The organism is Aerosakkonema funiforme FACHB-1375 (assembly GCF_014696265.1).
Classification (GTDB): domain Bacteria; phylum Cyanobacteriota; class Cyanobacteriia; order Cyanobacteriales; family Aerosakkonemataceae; genus Aerosakkonema; species Aerosakkonema funiforme_A.
This window is the reverse complement of record NZ_JACJPW010000040.1, coordinates 46,156-67,608: the sequence shown is the minus strand read 5'-3', so window position 1 is coordinate 67,608 and position 21,453 is coordinate 46,156. Positions and strand designations below refer to the sequence as shown.

General features: G+C 45.0%; 13 protein-coding genes. 5 read left to right on the top strand and 8 right to left on the bottom strand.

The features are described 5' to 3' along the window. Positions 1-13: 13 nt before the first annotated feature. The 7 genes from H6G03_RS16670 to H6G03_RS16640 form a co-directional block, all read right to left on the bottom strand. Positions 14-3,190: a hybrid sensor histidine kinase/response regulator gene (locus H6G03_RS16670; protein ID WP_190465634.1), complete on the bottom strand. Its 3,177-nt coding sequence runs from the start codon at positions 3,188-3,190 to the stop codon at positions 14-16. A gap of 105 nt (positions 3,191-3,295) precedes the next feature. After that, positions 3,296-3,634 (bottom strand): four helix bundle protein, encoded by a 339-nt coding sequence (locus H6G03_RS16665; protein ID WP_242056860.1) that lies wholly within the window; start codon positions 3,632-3,634, stop codon positions 3,296-3,298. 111 nt (positions 3,635-3,745) lie between these two features. Next, complete coding sequence (locus H6G03_RS16660) at positions 3,746-7,285, bottom strand: GAF domain-containing protein (protein WP_190465630.1); 3,540 nt, start codon at positions 7,283-7,285, stop codon at positions 3,746-3,748. Positions 7,286-7,395: 110 nt separating this feature from the next. Beyond that, positions 7,396-7,962, bottom strand: coding sequence for a chemotaxis protein CheW (locus H6G03_RS16655; protein ID WP_190465628.1), 567 nt, complete (start codon positions 7,960-7,962; stop codon positions 7,396-7,398). 98 nt (positions 7,963-8,060) lie between these two features. Then, positions 8,061-8,423, bottom strand: a complete 363-nt coding sequence (locus H6G03_RS16650; RefSeq protein WP_190465626.1) for a response regulator transcription factor — start codon at positions 8,421-8,423, stop codon at positions 8,061-8,063. 96 nt (positions 8,424-8,519) lie between these two features. Next, complete coding sequence (locus H6G03_RS16645) at positions 8,520-9,812, bottom strand: response regulator (RefSeq protein ID WP_190465625.1); 1,293 nt, start codon at positions 9,810-9,812, stop codon at positions 8,520-8,522. A 1,490-nt stretch (positions 9,813-11,302) separates the two neighbouring features. Further along, positions 11,303-13,576 (bottom strand): ATP-dependent helicase, encoded by a 2,274-nt coding sequence (locus tag H6G03_RS16640; protein WP_190465623.1) that lies wholly within the window; start codon positions 13,574-13,576, stop codon positions 11,303-11,305. 93 nt (positions 13,577-13,669) lie between these two features. Between H6G03_RS16640 and H6G03_RS16635 the strand changes: the two genes are divergently transcribed. Both H6G03_RS16635 and H6G03_RS16630 read left to right on the top strand, forming a co-directional pair. Continuing rightward, on the top strand, positions 13,670-15,058 hold the full coding sequence (locus tag H6G03_RS16635; protein WP_190465621.1) for a serine/threonine protein kinase: 1,389 nt from the start codon (positions 13,670-13,672) through the stop codon (positions 15,056-15,058). Further along, entirely contained in the window at positions 15,055-16,725 is a 1,671-nt protein-coding gene (locus tag H6G03_RS16630; protein ID WP_190465619.1) for a glycosyltransferase family 39 protein, read from the top strand. The genes H6G03_RS16635 and H6G03_RS16630 overlap by 4 nt, the downstream gene beginning before the upstream one ends. 123 nt (positions 16,726-16,848) lie before the next feature. Here the strand turns inward: H6G03_RS16630 and H6G03_RS16625 are convergent, their stop codons facing one another. Further along, the gene (locus H6G03_RS16625) at positions 16,849-17,943 is read right to left on the bottom strand and encodes a RuBisCO accumulation factor 1 (RefSeq protein ID WP_190465617.1); all 1,095 of its coding nucleotides are present in this window, start codon (positions 17,941-17,943) and stop codon (positions 16,849-16,851) included. Between the two features lie 305 nt (positions 17,944-18,248). Between H6G03_RS16625 and H6G03_RS16620 the strand changes: the two genes are divergently transcribed. From H6G03_RS16620 to H6G03_RS16610, 3 genes are all read left to right on the top strand, one after another. Continuing rightward, complete coding sequence (locus H6G03_RS16620; RefSeq protein ID WP_190465616.1) at positions 18,249-19,196, top strand: response regulator; 948 nt, start codon at positions 18,249-18,251, stop codon at positions 19,194-19,196. 103 nt (positions 19,197-19,299) lie between these two features. Further along, entirely contained in the window at positions 19,300-20,004 is a 705-nt protein-coding gene (gene ubiE / locus H6G03_RS16615) for a bifunctional demethylmenaquinone methyltransferase/2-methoxy-6-polyprenyl-1,4-benzoquinol methylase UbiE (protein ID WP_190465614.1), read from the top strand. 116 nt (positions 20,005-20,120) lie between these two features. After that, positions 20,121-21,350, top strand: coding sequence for a DUF445 domain-containing protein (locus H6G03_RS16610; RefSeq protein WP_190465613.1), 1,230 nt, complete (start codon positions 20,121-20,123; stop codon positions 21,348-21,350). Positions 21,351-21,453: the final 103 nt, after the last annotated feature.

The window sequence follows — 21,453 nt, the reverse complement described above, 5'->3', positions numbered from 1 at the left end:
ATTTTTGACTCTCTTAGAAAGTGATGGCAGCGGGAGCTTTTTGAGCGAGCCAGTCAGCGATCGCACCCAAAAGTTCGTCGTTGCGATAGGGCTTGGTAAAGTAGCCCACAGCCCCCATTTCTAAGCATATAAGCCGATATTTTTCACCTTGGCGAGAAGTTAACATAAGCACAGGCACTTTAGCTAAATCTGGGTCTTGACTGCAATTGTTTAAAAATTCAAAACCATTCACCACAGGCATTTCAATATCGCAAATGACTAATTGAATACCTCGATTTTGTTGCATTTGCTGTAGTGCCTCTCGACCGTTCTGTGCTTGTAGCACTTGGTAACCCGCTCTTTGCAGGAGCAATGCTAACGTTTGACGCACGCTAATCGAATCATCTACTACCAAAATTTTAGGAGAAGAAGAGGCGATAGAAGCAGAGGGAGAACGAGGAAGAAGAAGAGGAGAGATCGCAGATGGCTTTAATTTCAAATTTGAAGTTTCAGATTGCAGATTGAACGTAGGATTTTTGTTATCGATTGGCAATTTTAGATCGGAAATCTGCAATTTTACTGTTAATTGATTAAACAAGCGATCGACCAACGCAGTACCGTCAATCACAAGTGTGAGGCGACCGTCAGCAAGGGTACTGCCACCGTAGACATAGCTGGGAGGTGCGATCGCTTTACCTAAAGGTCTAATCACCAGTTCTTGTTCGCCCAAAATTTGATCGACTTCCAACCCCAAAAGTTCTTGATGTCGGCGTAGCAGCAGCAGAGGAGTGTAACCCGGTGCTTGAGAATGGTAACTGTAGCCCAGCAATTCGGCCATATTGTACACAGGCACCATAACTTGAGACTCGCCCCTACTCCAGCGCAATACTTTTTGACCTTCTAATTTTTGAATTTGCTCTGATTTGGGGATAATTATCTGTTCAATAGCATCCGATAGCAAGGCATACACAGCACCACCTACCTCACAAACCATCAATTTCCCCATTGTTAAAGTTAGCGGAAATTGCAGAGAAAATGTTGTGCCATTCTCCGGTTCCGAGCGTACTAAAACCGATCCGTAAAGCGCCTGCATTTGGGAACGTACAACATTTAAACCAATGCCGCGACCGGAAAGATCGCTCAGTTGCGATACGGTAGAAAATCCCGGTTCAAACAACAAATCTAACACGGCATTTTCAGACAATTTATTAGCTTGTTCCGCAGACATCCATTGCAGTTCGATCGCACGCCGCCGAATCCGATCTAAGTCCAGCCCCTGACCGTCATCGCTGACTTCAATAATTGTTTGATTGCCCTGATGATAGGCACGAATTTCAATGTTACCTGTTTCTGGTTTGCCTCTATGAGCGCGAATTTGAGGTGCTTCGATCCCGTGATCGAAGGCATTGCGAACTAAGTGCAGTAACGGGTCGTACAGCTTTTCTGCTAACGCCCTATCCACCAGCACATCTGTACCCCGCAGCGTCAGTTCTACTGGTTTGCGATGAGCTGTCGTCAGTTGTTGCAAGAGTCGAGGAAAGCGACTGAAAATTTCCCCAACAGGCAACATTTGTGCCTCTCTCATGTTATCTTGCACGTTATTCAACAGGCGTCGCTGTTTTTCAATAATTTGGCTTGATTGTCGTGCCAATATATCGGTAGAATCTGTAGATTCTTCTAGTTGGACAATTTCTTCTATGGCTGATTGCAAAAGTACGTGAAGTTCGCTGTAGCGATCCAACTCTAAGGAATCGAAGTTAGAGTTAATTTCAGATTTGAGATTTAAGATCGCAGAAAGAAGTTTTGCTTCTCCATTTGGTAATTTAAAGTCGGGAATCTGCAATTTGGCATTTTGTCGCTCCTGGGCGATCGATATTTCATCGCACCAGTCGCGCAGTTCGCTCATTGTTTGCTGGTGTCGTCGCAACCGCAAGCGCGATCGCCCAACCGAGTCTTGAATTTGCTCGGCAATATTAGCTAGGCGATTTTGATTGATCAGCAGTTCCCCTGCTAAGTGACTCAGGCTTTTTAGCAGATCTAAATCAACTCGTACAGATGGAGAAACAGGTTTGGGATTTGGGATTTGGGATTTAGTAACTATGCGTTGATAATTTTCCCCATCTTCCGTACTTTCATCCACCTCTGCTACATTGGCAGCCGTGACATTCGCCGTCTGTTTTGCGATTGGGCTAATTTCAGTACTTTGAGCTATTGTATCGGCAACCAAACTGCCAAAAACTTCTTCTAAGCTGAGATCTAAATCTGAGGCTGGTAAATCAACATAATCATCTATTTCAACAAAATTTTCTGCTTCATCTATAAAGCTAGAAAATTCGGAATCGGACTCCGAAAAAACAAATTCTTCCTGTTCTTCTGCGCCGCCCCTCCTATCCTCTCCTACCTCGATCGCCACTTTTACTGGTAAAATTGTCCCGGCTAGCTGTTGTAAGGTAAAAGAAGGCTCTCCACCACGAGTGCGATCGCCCGCCATCACCGCTGACCAGGCTTGCCAAAAATCAGTTATAGCTACCTTGGCAATATTACTTGCTTGTTTTGGATGAAGCTCTAAAGCAGCGATCGTTTTTTGCGCGATCGCACCAAACCCCGGTAAATTTAAAGATTCCGCCAAACCTACAAAAATTTCTGCTTGCTCTCGCAAAGCTGGCTCTACCTGCCAAGGTTGAGAATTATTTAAAAGATTTACCAATTCTTCCAGTCTTTGTTTAACACCCACTTCAAAAATAGATTGAGTAATATCAAATCCTAACTCCACCGAAGTAGGAATATGCGTTTCGCGAGCAAAATAATCTCCCAATTTTTCTTGCAATTGGGCAAATACATAAACTGCCCGATCCAAAACTTCATTGTCATTTATATAACCGCCTTGTATTTCCGCCATCAAAGGAAAGCGCAAACACTCATACCCTTCAATTAACAGCGTTTCTAATTCTGTATCGATCGACAAATCGGGGCTATATAGAACTTTAAATACATCCTCCAAATGGTGAGCGATCGTTTTAATCGTCTCCAGCCCCATATTGGCAGCCGCACCTTTAAGGGTATGGGTTGTCCTCATTAAGCTATGCACTTTAACAAGGCTGTAATCTTCTCGCAAAGTCAGCAAATCTTGTTCGATCGCCTGCAAAAGTTCCGGTGCTTCTGCAACAAAATACTGATAACCCTGTTCGCGGATATTGGTATCAAGGCTCATATTAATTTAAAATTTGAGATTTCAGATTTCAAATTTAAGTAAGAGTTTGAGATGGCAGATAGCAAATTTATTCAATCTGCCATCTTAAATCTTAAATTGGCTATTTTACACTTTGCCTTTGGCTGTATTGAGACTAGCGACAAAGATAGCCACAAGTTCTTTAGTCTCGCTCATAAGCGACATCAAAAGTTCAGGCTTGACAATTTCAGTTTCTGCCAGTATTTCCAGCCAGTATAAAGATTCATCAGCTTCTTCCAAAACAATACCGAGTTTGGCAATAAATTCAGCCCTCGATCGCCCTCGACAAGCAGCGCGATAATTAGCACCTACTGAAGTTCCCGATCTGAATAGTTGATTGCCAATAAGCTGCCCTTCTCTGGTTTCCGGAAGTTTCCTGCACAAGTTAATTACCCGTTTGGCAAACTCCTTAGTTCGTGTTTTCATCTGTTCTCGGTTCATATATACCCCTGATAAATTGCCAATTTTACATTTAAAATTTCAGATTGCAGATTAATTAATCCCTTAAATTTGAAATCTGCAATCTAAAATCTAAAATTAGCTGACTTTAAATCTGCCTACACTAGCCTGCAACTCTTCTGCCATTGCTACTAACTCTTTGAACGAAGCAGAAATATTCAGAGAATCCTCAGAAGTTTTGTTAGCGATCGCCGCCACACTCGTCATCGTTGCTGTCACCGATTGCGATTGTTGAGTTTGCAGCTGAGTTGCCTGGGTAATCTTTTCCACCAACTGCTGAATTTGTGCCGTAGCGCTCACAATTGCATTCAAACTTTGACGAGTTTCATTCACCAAATGAGTACCTTGCACCACCTGTTGAATACCAGTGTCCATCGCCACTACAACTTCACCAGTTTCTGATTGAATTTCCTGCACCAACTGCTCGATTTCAGTAGTTGCTGTCGCCGACTGACGCGCCAAACTGCGGACTTCATCCGCTACCACAGCAAATCCCTTACCGTATTCTCCCGCTCTCGTAGCTTCGATCGCCGCATTCAAAGCCAGCAAGTTAGTTTGCGTAGCCAAATCGCGAATCAAATTCACCGCTTTGGAGATTTTTTGCGATGATTCACTCAAACGTTTAATTTTCTTACCTGTTGTCGCCACAGTCTCGCGAATGGTGATAATTTCTTCCACCGTGCGGTTCATCGCTGCATCCCCTTGGCGTACAGTTTGGTTAGCTTGCTGTACCGCAACTTCCACTTGTTGCGCGTTTGTTGACACTGCTTGGGTAGAATCTACCATCGCCTTCACTTGTTGAAGCGCCTGGGTAAGTTGCTTAAACTGATGCTGCGCTTGCTGAGACAACTCTCCAATAGACACGCCGCTAACTTGAGAAGTTTGCTGCACTTTTCCAGTGGCAGTTTGCACCTGCACGAGGATTTTACGTAAGCTCTGGATGATGTTATTGTAAGCATCTGCGATCGTTCCCACTTCATCAGTTGTAATCGGAACCCGCACCGTCAAATCGCCCTTTAAAGTCGGCTGAATCGCACTCAACAACTGAATTGCTCGTTGTTGTAACTGCTCTTTTGCTTCTTTCTCCCGTTTCGCCGCCGCCGCTAATTGCTCGGATTGCTCCTTCACTTGTTCCACATATTTTGCTTGTCGCAAAGCCACACCCATTTGGATACCCACTTGGGCCAGCAAATTCACTTCTGCATCTTCCCAGTGACGCACATCTGAGTGTTGATAAGCAGCTAGCAAACCCCAAAGCGTATCGCCAAGAAAAATCGGCACAATAATATAAGCTTTGATTTCAAAATGCTGCAACATTTCGACGTGACAGCGCGAAAGACCGATCTTAGTGACATCGTGAGCTTTGGAATAAATATCCTCAACGGCAAACCTTTCATTTTTACGATAGCGACCGCCTTGGGTTTCTTGCAAGTGGCTATCTTCCCAAACAGTTGTGATGTCCGGGCCTACCCATTTTGTCCAGCTACCGCCTACCGATTCGGCGATGAAAATACCACTCCAATCGGGTTGGAATTGATAAACAGCGACGCGCTCGCAATTCAGCAACTGACGCATTTCTTGCGTTGTTGTCCTGAAGATCGCATTCACATCTAGCGACTGCCGAATCTTGTCAATAACTTTAGTTAGCGTTTGCTCCCGTTGTGCGATTTCAGTCAGTTTTTCTGATTTTACTCGCAATTGTTTGAGACTCTCGCTTTGCAGCAAAGCCACTCCCAATTGGGTGCCAATTTGAGTCAGCAAATTTATTTCAGATTCTTCCCAATGACGAGAACCTGTATTTTGATACGCACCTAACAAACCCCAAAGCGTTTCCCCCGCAAAAATCGGCACAAGCACATAAGCTTTGGCTTCAAATTGCTCTAAAAGTTCCACGTAGCAATCTGGAAAACCCGCTTTAGAGACATCATCAACTACAAAATTGTGGCGTTCGTGGCGATGACCTCCACGAGTTTGCTGCAAATAGCTATCCGTAACTCGGAATTTTACTCCCTTTCGTTGTAGTGTACCGCCATAATCAACAATATCGTCTACGTAGTGGTTATCATCTGAATGATTGTTGAGTAAAGATGTCCAGCCAGTAGCGACTGATTCGGCTACGAAAGTACCGCCCCAATTAGCATTAAAGCGATAAACTACCACTCGGTCTGCATTCAGCAAGCGTCGGATTTGTTGAGTAGTTGTTTTAAAAGTTGTGTCGATATCTTGGGAGTGCTGAATCTTATCGGCGATCGATTGTCCAACTTTACCGATAATCTGAATAAAGTTTTTCTCCCGTTCCGCTACAACTGCTAACTGCTCGGATTTATCTTTCAGTTGTTGCAGGTAGTTAGCTTGTCCCAAGGCAACCCCAAACTGAGCGGCAATTCGCTTAGCAAAATCAATTTCATGAGTTTGCCATTCACGCGGGCCATTGCACTGGTGAACGCAGAGCAATCCCCACAGTTCATCTTTGTCGATCAGGGGCACAATTAAGTTAGCTCGGATTTGAAATTGCGCGAGTAATTCGACGTGGCATTCGGACATTCCCGAATTGTGAATATCTGCAACTGCTTGGATGCGACCCTGCCGATATTGAGGAGCAAAGTTTTGTCCGAATAAATGGTCGCGTACTTTCAATCCCACTGTGGAAGTGTAGCTTGGCAACACATCTTCAGAAATAAATTCTCCTTCGTCAAAGCCTTGTTCGGGGAAGAAACGAAATACCGCCACGCGATCGGCATTTAGTAACTGTCGAACTTCCCGACTCGTTGCTTTGAATAAGCTGTCCAACTCCTGAGATTGCCGGATACGTGCGATTATTTTATTCAACGTTTGTTCTTGTTCTACTTGGCGTTGTAGCTGCAAGCGGAACTCATATGGTTGCAGGAGATGGGCAAGTTCTGTGCCAATTTGATAAACTAAGTTGATTTCTGTTTCCAGCCAATGACGCGATGAATTGCATTGTTGAACTACTAGCAAACCCCAGACTTTTTCATCCATCAGCAGCGGTACGCTCAAACTTGCTTTTACTTGCAGATTTTCCCGCAACTGCATTTGAGAAAGGGTAATTTCGCTGGCAGAAATGTCGTCAATTGCCACAACTTGCCGATTTAAATAATCGGAGGCTCGCTCACCTCCAAAACTACTGCTGGCAAGACTTTGGCCTAGAGATGGAGTCAATTCTCGATCGATCGCCTCCGCTACGACTACACCAAAGCTATCGCCGTTGAAGCGATAGATCAGTACTCGATCTGCTTGTAGGTGTTTGCGTACTTCGATCGCAGCCGTTTTCAGCTTGGCATCCCAGTCTTTAGCTTGGCGAATTCCAGATGCGATCGCAAATACTTTATCTCTTTCATTTTTAAATTGTGCCTGCACGGCTGCATCCCAAGTGGCTTTAAATTTGTGTTCCACGTTAGCCACTAGACTTTCCATTCGCAGCACTTTATTTTGGATGTCCGGAGTTTTCCATACTACTGTCTTTTCTAAGTCTGATTTTAAACTTCCGAATGCTGTCGCAATTATTTTTATAGGCGAGCTACCGTTTCCCTGGTTTCGCTCGCCTTTATTCCCATTATTTTCTTGTTCGTTCTGGTTAGTTTGGTAGTACGCAGTCATCGATTCAACCTCTGTAAACTTAAATGAATTAGCAATGTAGCGACCAATTAAATTGCAAATCTCAGATTTATAATTTTAAATCTATTTTCGATTTAATTTTTTTCTGAAATTTACAATTCGCCATTTATTCTGTGCATTTGCCAAAGGGGAGCCTGTGCGATCGCCTCCCCATTCAGTACCATCAAAACTTCGCTATTTTCGGTAATTAAATAACCTTGCAAATAGGGCATTACTTCAGGAGCAAATAATCCCATAGAAGGAACTTGCATTTGTTGGCTATCGTGCAATTCGATATCGTTTATTTGGGGCACGACTAATCCCAGAGACCGATCGTTAACTTGGATAGCGATCGTCATGAGATCCCCTCCAACTCCCCCTTTACCAGCAGAAGGTTCCCACAAGGTCGGAAATCCCACCAGCTGACCGATATCCACCAACCACAACATCTCCCCGCGCCAATTGTAAATACCCAAAACGCAAGTAGGCATTTGCGGAACTGGCAGAATTTCAGACCCAGGTACTCGCATCACTTGATAGATAATGTTAAGAGGTAGCAAAGCTTTACCCTCTGTTCCTAGCTGAAAGCGTAAAAACTTTTCATCCTCTGATGAAACTGGGGCTTTGGGAGGAGAAGCAACGCGAGCAAGTGCAGAACCTTTTTTTACAGAATCAATCATAATTTTTGTTAATTGGGCATTGGGCATCGGTCACCCGATGCAAGGATTTTGGATTTTGGATGCCAGGATTTTGGATTGGCTTGGCCTTGAAATAATGACTACTTAATTAGTTGTCTAATTGTACGCAGCAGTTCTGTCTCCTCTACCGGTTTTGGCAAGTAGGCGTCCGCACCCAACATATTGGCCCACATTTTGTCCACATCAGTATCTTTTGTGGAACAAATGACTACCGGGATTTCGCTAGTGTGCGGGTCGGTTTTAATTTCTCGGCACAGTTCAAACCCACTTTGACCCGGCAGGACGACATCAAGAATGATCAAGTTTGGCTTGTGCGAATGCAGTTTTTCCTGAGCTTCTTCACCGCTATTAGCACTAACCACAGCTAAGCCTGCCTGTTGTAGGTAATAAGTCATGAGTTTCATGTCTGTCAAGCTATCTTCAACTACTAATACTGTGGTCATATACTCCTCTCAAATCGGGAAAAGGTGACACGAGATCTATCTTGGTCATCGGTCATGAGAAACCAACTCAGGCTCCTGAAAAACGACATCAAACCTTTAAGAAGTTTGATAGCGTAATAATTGAGGCTCAGAGTCTGACACTGGTGAAGAGTTCAAATGTTTTCGTAGGGCTGCCAGTACTTTGTTAGCTACTACCGGTTTAGACAAAAAGTCAGTTGCTCCCACCATTTTGGCACGAACTCGATCGACTATCCCGTCATTGCCCGTAAGAATAATCACAGGTGTGTTTTTAAAAGATGAAATTCTGCGAATTTGGGCGCAAATTTCGTAGCCGTTGGCAACTGGCATAACCAGGTCTAGAAAAATTACATCTGGCTTGTGTTGCAACAGCAGTGGCAAAGCTTGCATAGAATCTTTGATACTCAAAAATTTATAGCTAGCTTTAAGGAGAATATCCTCCATTATTTGGCAATCCAGCGTACTATCCTCCACATATGCCACTAAAGGTCTTGATGGTATTGAAACTGTCGGTGGTGGTGGCGGTGGCGGCGGTGAGGGTAAAGGTTTGGCTATTGGTATTTGCTGCAATGGTTCCGTGGGAGGAATTTCTGTTTCTCCTCTGCTTTGTGCGGTTTGTGGGGGTGGAGTTGTGGCGGTTGTGCCCGGTTTGGGCAAGTCCGCAATTTCTACGAGTCCGATGATTTTTTTTCGGATATAAGGCGTGAGCGATCGCACTAGCGTTAGTAAATCTTGCTTCACAAGAAGTGCCAAATCTCGGAGACTTCGTTTTCCATCAATCACCTTCACCAGCGTTTGGTAAACGCGAGGGGAAGCCAACTTTTGCAGTTCCTCCGCTTGTTTCAGCACAGGCGCTAAATTGGGCGATAAATTCGCCAAACCAGCACTGCGCCAAGTTTCCCAAGCTTGTTGGGACTCTTGCAAAGCTTGGGCTGGGCTAATTAGGGTTAGCGACGCATCTAAAACTTCTTCTTGAGTACAAGTGTAAGTCAGCTGCTGTTTTTCTTGATGCTGGAGGATATCGAACAAAACTTCTGCTACTGTACTCTTGATTGCAGCTACAGCCTGTTCTCCCGCAATCTTCTGCCTCTTCACCAAGACGGTTAAAATTTGATACTCCCAGTATCTGGTTATATCGGTCTCTCTGAGGCGAATGCTGTTGGAAGCGATCTGAGGAAAGTACTGACTGAGATACCTGTACCACCGCCTGTGCGGATGTGTTCCCCCGGTAGCCCAGACAAGGCGACCGAGGCAAAAGTAAAGGCTCCAAGTCGTCGCTCCCTGTACGTCAAGCCTCCCACTGAACTGCCTCTGGCTGTAAATTTGTATTTGGTCGCTCAGCTTGTCAATAGCTAAATCGTTGGTAGTCATCCTGGTTCCTTAGCGGCATTTTCAAACAATTTCTGCGTTCTGGATTACATATATATATCTTACTTTTGATGGATAGAAAAAAACTAAATTTTATAATTCTTAAAAAAATCTTAACAAAAAACAATATGATATGCAAACTAACAAATCCCCTTACCGTTAGTTCTCCAGAGTATGACATCACATTTATTGTTAAATCTAAGTACTAACCCTGAAAAAGTAAGTTTTAACCACTGCATTAACTCTGGGTATATACAAAATCCACTCCGCTATAGCCGAGCGCAAAAAATTGCAGCAATTTCTTTTGACAAACTGCTTTATTTGTCAATGTTTCTTAACAAGAGTATCTTCAACCACCACCCTCAGCTCGCCGATTTGGTTCAGTCATCAGGGTGTAGTGAAGTCTTGGTAGCCACTTGTGAGTTTAAGAAAAGCCCTCAACAGAGATATTCTTATATTATCGCTTATTTTCTAAATAGGAAACGAGAATTTTACCTAAATAGGACATTGTTGTGGAAACTAACAAAATTGGTAAATGATTTCAATGTCAAGTAATTTATCAATCAAATTGACAAAGAATTTTGGATAAGGTTTTTGCGTTACGAACAGTTTTAATGCTTAATTTACGCCACTTTCTGCATGGCGAACTACTTAGCTAAAGTTAGGGGATATCGCAGTCGATTCCGAACGCAAAGTTTTGGTATAATTCAACTGAATCTTATTTTACTATCGGCAAGCTTCCGAATCAAGTCAGCGATCGCTCCATATCCTTGCGTACAGATGCAGAAATACGGATATGGATCGAGCGGCAATATTACAAATAGCCATGTAATATCGTGCAATTGACCCGATTGCAGCCTTTTTTAGCTCGATTGGCTACAGAGAAACCCGGTTTCTTTGCTACCACCCGTTAGACTCGGCTAGTTTTACTCGCTAATCTCCCGTTCGTTTCGATCCCATCTTTAATCAAAACCTTTAAATATATTTTTTTGATAAAGATTACGTACAACTACTGATAAAGTCTAGTTCTTATATGTCATAATTACTTGATATTAATCGTGAATAGATGGTTGAAAGCGAAAAGCCTTCAGTAATTTCCACAAGCTTTTGGAGATACTAGATTTGGATACAACAATTTTCACAATAAGCAACGCAACAGAATTTACCACCATTGCTGATATAAGCGGCCCATTTTCGTACTTTGATACTGTCTCCATTAATCATGTAGGAACGATCGATTTTTTGGTATGTTGAGCAACAAGCGACACCAAAATAAGGATTCGCTCACACTCAGTTTATATATTGGTCGCCATTCATCTCCCGTTACAGTCGAAGACTTAACGGCAGTCCTCTAGCTTCATTCCAGATAGACATCTTTCGCGCCCCCGATCCTGTTCCTCAATCTGTTCCGGAACATAATTGGGAATTGACTTTACTCGCATTTGGTGATATGGGTGCGGGTGCGGTACTCAAACGCAAACAGAAACGCCTATTCAACTCGACACCATAGACAAAGAAACAATCGATCGCGGAAATTTACCCTTTAACATTGGGATTACCGGACAAGGCAATTGCTCCTGCAAATTCTCCGGCTTACTCCAAGTAAAAGGCGCTTGTTTCGCAGCAGACATCCACAGCAAACGTTTCGCCCGCGTCATCGCCACGTAGAGAAGACGAAATTCCTCAGCTGTTTTCAAATATCCCGCCTTTTCCCAAGCTTCCGTAACTTCCGGTAAAGCAGATTCACCGTGAAGGCTGGCGCGAATTTGCGCCCGTGCCACCTCTGCTAAAGTAAAATCACCGAGAAACTGAGTCGGTGTCGGTATCCGCAGATTGCCGGGAATCATCGCCGCGTGCAAAAACGGGATAAATACGTAATCCCAATCTAGCCCTTTCGCTTTGTGCATCGTGACGATCGTCAGCTTGCCCGGTTGAGTATACTGACTGTCATTGCCTTCCGTATCGACAGGTTCAAATCTTTCCGAACTGACGATTTCGCTGAGGGCATTGAGAGTACTCGGCATCGAATTGTCACCCGCAGTTTGTCGGACTACCCGTTCGGCTAATTTGTCAGCCGTGGCAAGTTCCGTTGGGTCATAATTTAAAGCTAAAGCTAGAAAAGTAATCAACTGGTAATGGGGCAACTCTATCCTGGCGCGAAGTAACTTTGTACAAAAACGACGCGCCTTCAGCACTTGTTCTGTCTGCGGTGGGTCGAGAGGGCCGGGATAAAGGAATTGTTCTGGTAAACTGGCAAGCGCGTTGAGGTCTTGCGGGGGAATTAACTGGCGTTGCACCAGCACTTCTAAGGCAGCTTTTAAGTAGTCGGGAGAATGGGGTCGATCGACAAATTGCAACAGAGATAATATTTCTGCCGGTACTTTCGTGTAGAGAGTGTGCTGAACTACATCATATATATCTATGCGATCGCCATATTCTTCTTTTAGTTGTTGGTGAACAAATCGCCCTTGGTCGTTTGTCCGCACTAACACAGCTGCCGATCGCTTCTCCGTGGGATACTGGGCAAATAGTTCCAGCACTCGCTCACCGATTAACTTGACTGAGTGATGAACATCGCGAGGCGTGTAAATTTCCAATCCCCGACCGACTGGATCTGGGTTAGCATCCGGTTGCGGGTCATCCGCTGTCACTGGCAGAATTTTCTGAGGGCGAAAAGGTTGTTCTGTACCTGCCAATTGGGAAGTATTCACCCACTCAAGCACAAAATTAGCCGCATCGATAATAATTTGGCTGCTGCGACCGGCTCTATCCATTGTTGCCAGCAACCTATTTGATTCGCAATCAGAACAAAAACGACGAAAATAAATCGGATCGGCAGGAGTGAAGGTGGAGTTGATCGCTTGATTGGGGTCGCCAACGCGCACTAAATTCGGCGGTGCGTTGGGATTACTGGGGTCGGTGGCGAGAATTTCCAATAATTTGGTTTGTAAGGGAGATGAATCTTGCGCTTCGTCTTCAAAAACGGCAAAAACTTGGTTTTGCCAGAGACGACGTATATTTTCGTTTTCCAATACTCGCAAAGCGGCGAGAATCATTTCGTCGTAGTCGATGAAGTCACGCGATCGCAATAAATCCTGATAATTCTCGTACAATCCCGCTGCGATCGCTAAAATTCCATAATCATCCCGCGTTTGTTCGCTCAATTCCCACAACTTTGCGGGCAAATAGCCGGAACTTTTTGCTTCGTGAATCACCGTTTGTGCTAAAGAAGGCAACACCTCTGTACGCAAAACCGACTGACGGCGCAACCGTTCCGTTTCCTCCCCATCAAATTGCTGCCCTGCTACTAAAATTTGATAGCGACGGGGATTTGCCGCGATCCATCGCTCTACCGCAGCGCGAATCAAACGGTGACTGCGATCGGGTGTCACTACCGTCACATTATTTAAATTTAAACCGGAAAGTTGGGGATGGCGGCTGGCAATATTCAGCGCTAAACCGTGTAACGTCTGGACAACAAAGCCTATTTGCGGTAATGACAAATCCTCTCGCAAATATCTGCGAATTTTGGCTTTGATATTGGCAGCAGCGGAACGAGTAAAAGTGACGACGACGAGCTGGCGACGGCTATGCAGTTGATTGCGTGCGATCGCGATCGCCGCCGCACCCGCCATACCCGTAGATTTACCCGCACCGGGAACCGCAGAAACCGCCAGCGGGCCTGTTTGCCAATCTGCCATTTGCCGCTGTCCCGATCGCAGACGATCGCGAATCAGCTGCAAAGCCTGCTCTTTGTTGTGTGTCATTTGTTAAAAGTCAGTTGTCAGTTGTTTGAGGTCAGTGTCAGCTTCTGACCGCTGACATAAGATCGGAGTACAACCCACAGCATAATAAGCTTCATGGAACTGCTGCACCAGCCTCAAGATATCGTTGCCCAACGATATACAATAATTGACATTTTAGGGCAAGGTGGAATGGGGACAACTTACGAGGCAGAAGATTTGCAAACTCGTAAGCGAGTGGCGATCAAAGCGCTGTCTCTCAACCGTATGGCTGACTGGAAAGTCTTAGAACTGTTTGAACGAGAAGCCAGCGTCCTTTCCCACCTCAACCATCCCGCCATTCCTCGTTATATAGATTATTTTCAGGTAGAAACAAACAATAACCAGTCTTTCTACCTAGTCCAAGAATTGGCAGAAGGGCGATCGCTCTTTTCTTTGGTGCAAAGCGGTTGGCACGCCACCGAAACCGAGGTTAGACAGCTAGCTGCCCAAATTTTAGATGTTTTGAGTTACCTGCACGCACTTACACCACCCGTTATCCACCGCGATATCAAACCCCATAACATCATCAGGAGAGAAGACGGACAAATATTTTTAGTGGATTTTGGTTCGGTAAAAGCCACTTATCAGAATACAATTACTGGTGGCAGTACGGTTGTGGGTACCTACGGCTACATGGCACCAGAGCAGTTTCGGGGGCAAGCTTTCGCCGCTACCGATCTCTACGGTTTGGGGGCAACTTTGCTGTTCGTTTTGACTCATCGATCGCCTGCGGAATTTCCTTCTCGCCAGCTCAAGATTAATTTCCGCTCTCAGTCACAATTTTCCTCGGAATTCGCGGACTGGTTGGACAAGCTGCTGGAACCGACAGTAGAAAATCGATTTTTATCAACCAAAGAAGCACTTTCTGTGCTAAAAGGCAATGGCGTTCTCGTCCCCAAACTTCGGCGTCCCGCAGGTACTCGCGTCGCTTTGACAAAAACCGATCGGCTTTTGGTGGCAGAAATTCCCCGTCAGGGATGGCAATACTGGGATTTGTTCAATTTTGTGTCTGGATTGATGTGGCTGGCAATCTCATCTTTTCTGTTTTCTTTTTACCGCTTGGTTTTTTACAGTCCATTTTTCTGGCTGTTTCCGCTAGGGGCAATTCTTTTAGGAATGTTCGGTTTAGTCAAGCTGAAAGATTCGGTGTTTAAATTGCTGGGTCGCACGAAACTGGAAATTGACAGGCAAAACTTCCGACTGCGATGGTCGTTTCTGGGGGTATTTTACCAAGTGCAGGGACGCACTCAGGATATCGATCGCGTAGAAGTGAGTAAATTTGTGCCGACCGAGGATGAGCTGCTGGCAAAATTGAAAGGCCAAATACCTCGCTCGGTGACAGCTTGCGCTTTCGTGGAAGGTGTTCGCACCCATCGTTTCGGTTTTTGGTTAACGCCGATTGAAAAAGACTGGTTGACGCAGGAAATAGCAGCTTTCGTGAAGAAACCTCTGTTATTGCGATGAAAATTTCTCGTCATCACCTGGGGTTGGCAATAGCTTTCGCACTGGGAATAACTCTCAGATTTTGGCATCTCGATTTCAAGCCTTTGTGGTTGGATGAAGTCATCACTGCTTTAATTACATTGGGGCGATCGTACAGCGATGTGCCTGTAGAAGTGGTTTTTCCCATCAGCCGCTTACCGGAAATATTTACTTTCAATTCAGCTGCTACTTGTCCGGAAATTGCCCGCACCCTTGCTACCCAGTCTACTCATCCACCTCTGTTTTTTTGTCTGATGCACGCCTGGGTAGCAAAATTTGGCACTCAGTACTCAGCACTGAGGATGGTATTGCGATCGCTACCCGCTTTGTTTGGAGTGGGTGCGATCGCTGCCATTTACTGGCTTAATAGAGTTGCTTTTTCCCGCCCAACAGGGCTAATGGCAGCAGCTTTAATGGCAGTTTCTCCCTTTGGCCTCTACATCTCCCAAGAAGCGCGTCATTACACTCTGCCTGTATTGCTGATAACTTTATCATTGCTGGTACTGATTCAAATCCAGCAAGATATTCAACAACAAAAATTACGGCCAATAGTTTGGTTTAGTTGGGTAGCAATCAACACCACTGGCCTTTACGTCCACTACTTTTATATCCTTGCCTTACTCGCCGAGTTCGCTACTTTAATCGTTTTTTTACTAAAAAGGCAACAACTGAAAGCTTTTTTTCCCACCTTACCCATCATTCCACTGTTGGCAATGTTTTTGCCATTTGCCTTCTTCATACCCTGGTTACCGATATTAATAGGACATTTTGGGCGTCCGGAAACCAGTTGGTTACCCGCACCCCAAAATATTGCTCCTTTATACCAAACCATAGCCGCTTGGTTGCTCATGGTAATTGCCCTGCCGGTCGAAAACCAGCCTCTGTGGATAGCAATTCCTGCCGGTTTGTTGATGATTATATTTGGTGGGTGGTTGGGATGGCACGTTTTTCAGGGGATAAAGCAACTTTGGCACAACGAAGCAACCCAGATGGCGACCCTAACTCTGGCAAGTTTCTCCCTTTTTGTGCTACTAGAATTATTGGCGATCGTCTATATTTTGGGTAAAGATATCACCATTGCGCCTCGCTATAACTTTGTCTATTACCCAGCTATCTGTGCTTTAATCGCAGCGGCGCTTGTCAACAAGGAAAGTCAGAAATTCTCTACCTCAAAACTCTCTCCCACTCTCTTACTCGTTGGCATTCTCAGTTGTATTTTTGTCCTTTATGGTATGGCTTTTCAAAAGCCATACCATCCCCAGCGAGTCGCCCAAGATATGCTGCGGGAACCCAATGTTTCTCTCATGGTTGTGATGGGATATAAAGATTCTCAGGATATTGCTTTGGGATTGAGTTTCGCTTTAGGAATAGATCAATTCTCACCAACCCAATGTGAGGTAAATGCAAGTATTTGTCCGACATTTGCTTTTTTCAAATTGTCTCCGGGATATGATTCAGTTTGGCAAAATTTATCTCAATTACCCACACCACAAAAACTGCCCCTAAATTTGTGGGTAGTTGCACCCGGACTTAGACAGCGCGATTATCCGCCGCAATTAGCACTTTCGGGTCAAACAAATTGTGCGATCGATCCCTCTGAATACCACCGCATCGGTATTCCCTATCAACTTTATCGTTGTTATAGCTAGGGGAAGAGTGGGGAAGTCAAAAGTCAAAATTCAAAATTCAAAATTTCTCTCTATTTCCTCTTCCCTCTCCCCGACGCCCTAACCCCTAACCCCTAACCCCTAACCCCTAACCCCTAAAAAAACCTACTCATCAATTTGCCAAACATCCTTGGTAACATTTTCATCCAAAATTTTCTTAGGACGCAGCACCAAGACAACTCGTCCTAGCAGCGATTCTTCTGGCGAATCTTCAAACCAGTGAATTTGCAACTGCCCTTCTTGTTCGGCAATAAAATAACTATTACCATCCCATTGTCGATCGGCTCTATCTACAACTACAATCACTTCTTCGTGCAAATTATTGATTTGGTTAGGAAGTAGATTGCTATCCCACAAAATTGCTACGGGATCTTCTGCATTTAGGATAACTTGCCAACCGGGTACGGGAACCCATGCCCCCGACCCGGAAAACTTGACAACCCGGAAAGGCCCACTTTCCTCAATCAAAGGTACAGCTTTTAAGTCTTGAGTGGAGAGGGGGAATTTGCCAACTACAGGTAGGATGCGGGGCAATTCTTCCTCTGCTTCGAGTCGATAGATCGGCAAGCGGGGAGCGGGACGGCGAGGAACAACGTTAAAATCGGTCAGCAGCTTTTCGATTTGTTGCCTAGCAGAGTCGCTGGTAGCATATTTTAAGCCGTTAGCGATGAGGCGCGATCGCTCTTGCAAGTCTGATTGTTCGCGGGCAAATTTCCAATACTGATAGGCGAGGGCGTCGCCCGCACTATCCGTAAAACCGGGTGGCAAGGTACGCATCCGCGATAATTCTTTCATCGCTTTGGCTAATTCTTTCGCGGCTAGGGAGTCAAGCTTTTGTGCCACGGCGAAAGTAGCGGCGGCGGCGCGTTCCGTTTGGGTGAGAATGCGAAATTCGTATAAACTATCGCTACCGGTACGTTGAAAGTGCGATCGCACCTCATCCGATACACCAGCATTCACCATACTCGTGTAAACTTGTGACGCCACGATAACCTGATTCTGCTGGATCGGCTCAAACCCAGTCTCCTCAAAAATCTTCTGCGGATTGTAGCCTGCCTTTTGTAATGTCTGGCAAGCTTGCCCCCAAAAAACCCAGGTGCCTTCTTTGCGCCGGAGGCTACGCAGTAAATCTTCAACTTCGCCAGTTGCGTTGGTTGGCTGCGGATGAGAGTTGGGAGCATCTGGTGTTAGATCGGTCATAATGGCAGAAGAAGAAAATAAACGATATATTTGTTAGAATTCCAGCTTTGGGTTCAACAGAAGCGATCGATTGGGGTTGCACCCATCTTTTTCAAATGTAGCGCTATTGGGAGATCAATTTGCTTTGGCCTGCAAACCCTATCCTTATAGGCAAAACTTTTGGGGTTTAAAACCTCGCCCAAGTGAGTTAATTTCCAGTCACCAGTTTATTTACGTGCTGTCTAAATGAGGATAACTGTTTTAATTAACATTCAGGCAGGGCCATTGCCAATCCCCATTGGCTGGAAGGAGTTGATTCAGATAGTATGGATAATGCCATTCCAGAGCTTGAGAGCATCCGGCGTCAACTTATGAGCTTAGAACGACGGAAAAAGCCCAAGATGCTGGTAGTTGACGATGAGCCAGATAACTTGGATCTGCTCTATCGCACCTTCCGGCGAGATTTCAACGTCCTCAAGGCAGAAAGTGGTGTTCATGCCTTGGAGGTGCTAGCAGTCGAGGGCGAAGTAGCTGTGATTATCTCCGATCAGCGAATGCCGGAGATGAAGGGAACCGAATTCCTTAGCAAAACCGTGCCCCAATTTCCGGACACGGTGCGAATTATATTGACGGGATTTACGGATATAGAAGATCTCGTAGATGCAATTAATTCCGGACAGGTGTACAAGTATATCACCAAGCCCTGGGACCCTATCGAACTAAAAGGAGTGGTACAACGGGCGACGGAGACATACGAACTTCTCAAGCAACGAACGGAAGAATTGCGTCGCGCCCAAGCACAAACAGCATTGCTTTCCACAGTTGTTCATGTCGCCCAAGCAGCTTCTAGTCTAGAAGATTGTCTGGAGCCAATTGCAGAGGCTTTTGGCGAAAATTTCCTGGCAGATGGCTGTATTTTGCAATTGGTGCAGGGCAATACTTTAGATTCTGGCCAAGGTATCTACAGTGCTGATGCCCCGGTGTCAAATTGGCTGGCCCAAGATCCTCTAGCCCAAGAAGCGATCGCCAGCAAGCAAATGCAGGTATCGGTGAATGTGCCTGCCGATACAAACTTATCTGGTGTCGAACACTACCCGGCATCCGGAGTTCAGGCACATTTAATTATCCCAATTACTTACCGATCGCAAGTGCTAGCCGTTTTGTCTCTGCAATGGAAACGTCCGTTGCAACTGCGAGAAGATGAAATTAAACTAATTCATCTATCAGCTCAACAGATCGCGCTAGCCCTCTTAAGTACCCGCGCTGCTGTTTGAAACCAACAATTTTAGATTTTAGATCCTCGATTTTAGCTAAATGTCAGCATAGGTCAATCTAAAATCTAAAATCTAAAATCTAAAATCTAAAATTTAAAATCGGATGACCTTAAATAGTCGCAGTACTGAAATTCGCAATCTATTTGACCGCATTGCGCCGGTTTACGATTCGCTCAACGATTGGTTGAGTCTCGCCCAGCATCGCATTTGGAAGCAAATGACCGTAAAGTGGAGCGATCCGAGTCCTGGAGATATCTGCCTGGACTTATGCTGCGGTAGTGGCGACATTGCTCTCATGCTGGCGCGTCAGGTGGGAAGTGCTGGAAAAGTGTTCGGAGTGGATTTTTCTTGTCAGCAGCTGGCGATCGCTTCTGAGCGAACCCAAAATTATTATCCGCCTCTCTCCGTTACCTGGGTAGAGGCAGACGCCCTCAATCTGCCTTTTCCCAACAACCATTTCGACTGCGCCACAATGGGTTATGGTTTGCGGAACGTCACCGATATCCCCCACTGTCTGCAAGAGTTGCACCGCGTCCTCAAATTAGGTGCCAAAGCCGCCATTCTTGACTTCCACCGCCCCAGCAATCCCGCCTTACGCAGCTTTCAGGAGTGGTATCTGGAAAAAATTGTCGTGAATGCTGCCAAGTATCTGGGATTAACTGAAGAGTACGCTTATATTGCTCCCAGCTTAGACCAATTTCCGATCGGCTCAAAACAGGTGGAGTTGGCTCTTCAAGCCGGATTTGCCACCGCCACGCACTATCAAATTGCCAGTGGTATGATGGGTGTTTTAGTAATTGCAAAATAGAATAAAAGTAAGTGGGTAATCGGTAATGGGTATTTGGTAGTGGGTAGTGGCTATCTACTTGCTACTAATTACCTATTACGTACTACCTAATAACAATTATCGATTTGCAAATAAAGTTGAATCTGTCCAACATCTGGCTTTACATTAGCCCTCCGATACTAGGTGCAATTATTGGCTATTTTACCAACGATATAGCCATTAATATGCTATTTCGTCCCTACCGACCTATTTACATAGGTAAGCGACGGCTACCTTTTACACCCGGTTTGATTCCTGCCAATCAAGAGCGATTGGCAAAGCGGATTTCTGACACGATCATGGGTTCCCTCCTGACGCCAGAAGAATTGCAAAACCTGGCGCGAAAGCTGCTGCAAACAGAGCGCGTTCAAGCGGGAATTCTCTGGCTGCTCAAGCTCGCACTGGATCAACTTCAAGCCGATAAGGAACAGAAAACTGCCAAAGTTCTCGCCGGGATTCTCCGCGATTTATTGGGGGAATCTTTGCCTCGTCTGCTTAAAGTTTTAGCGCGTCGCGAAGATTTTCTAGAAGTTCAAATAAACCAAATTTTTGACCAGGTTTTGTTGGAATTCCAACTGACGGAACAACAAGCAAGTCAGTTAGCAGATTGGCTGCTGCAAGTAGTGCTACCTCCAGATGTTTTGCGGCTGGCGTTGATTGATTTTTTGACCGATCGCAATATTCAAATTATTGATGAGGGCTTTCGCGAGAAAACCAGCGGTACTTATTGGGTGGTAGCAAATTTATTCGGTTTAAAAAATACCTTAACTCGCCTGCGAACTTATTGCTTAGATGAAAAAGAGGAAACAAATGCGCGTTTGCGGGAATTAATTCAATCTTTGGCAGTTAAAGAACGCTTGAGAGTATGGCTGCAAAATCTATCTTTGCAAAATTTGCCAGTTTCGACAGTGCGGCAATTGCGGAAAACGATGCGGGAAAGTATTCGCAGTTATATTCAAAATCGCGGTGCTGAATTACTGCAAGGATTAACTGGTTCTATCAACTGGGAAGAAACCGCTTTTTTAGTGCTCAAACGACTGCGAAATTCTGCCGTTGTGAATACTTCTTTGGAAGTCGTCAGCAACGAATTGGCTTTGGTTTTGGAGCGATATCTGGAACGAGATTTAGAAAAAATTATGGAGCAGGTAATTCCTATTTTGAATATAGACCGAGTTATTATTGAGCGGGTGAAAGCGACTTCGCCAAAAGATTTAGAAGCAGCCATTCAGGGAATTGTGAGAAGTGAATTACAGGCGATCGTTAATTTAGGAGGAATTTTAGGTTTTATAGTGGGGTTATTGCAAACAGCCATACTTTTCCTTCAATAAAGCTTCTTTTTGCCCTCAATCCGCCGTTTGGCGAATTGTTTCCCACACAGCCGTGACTCTAAACTGAAAGCGGGCGAAAGATCTACATTCAGCCTGGTTTGCG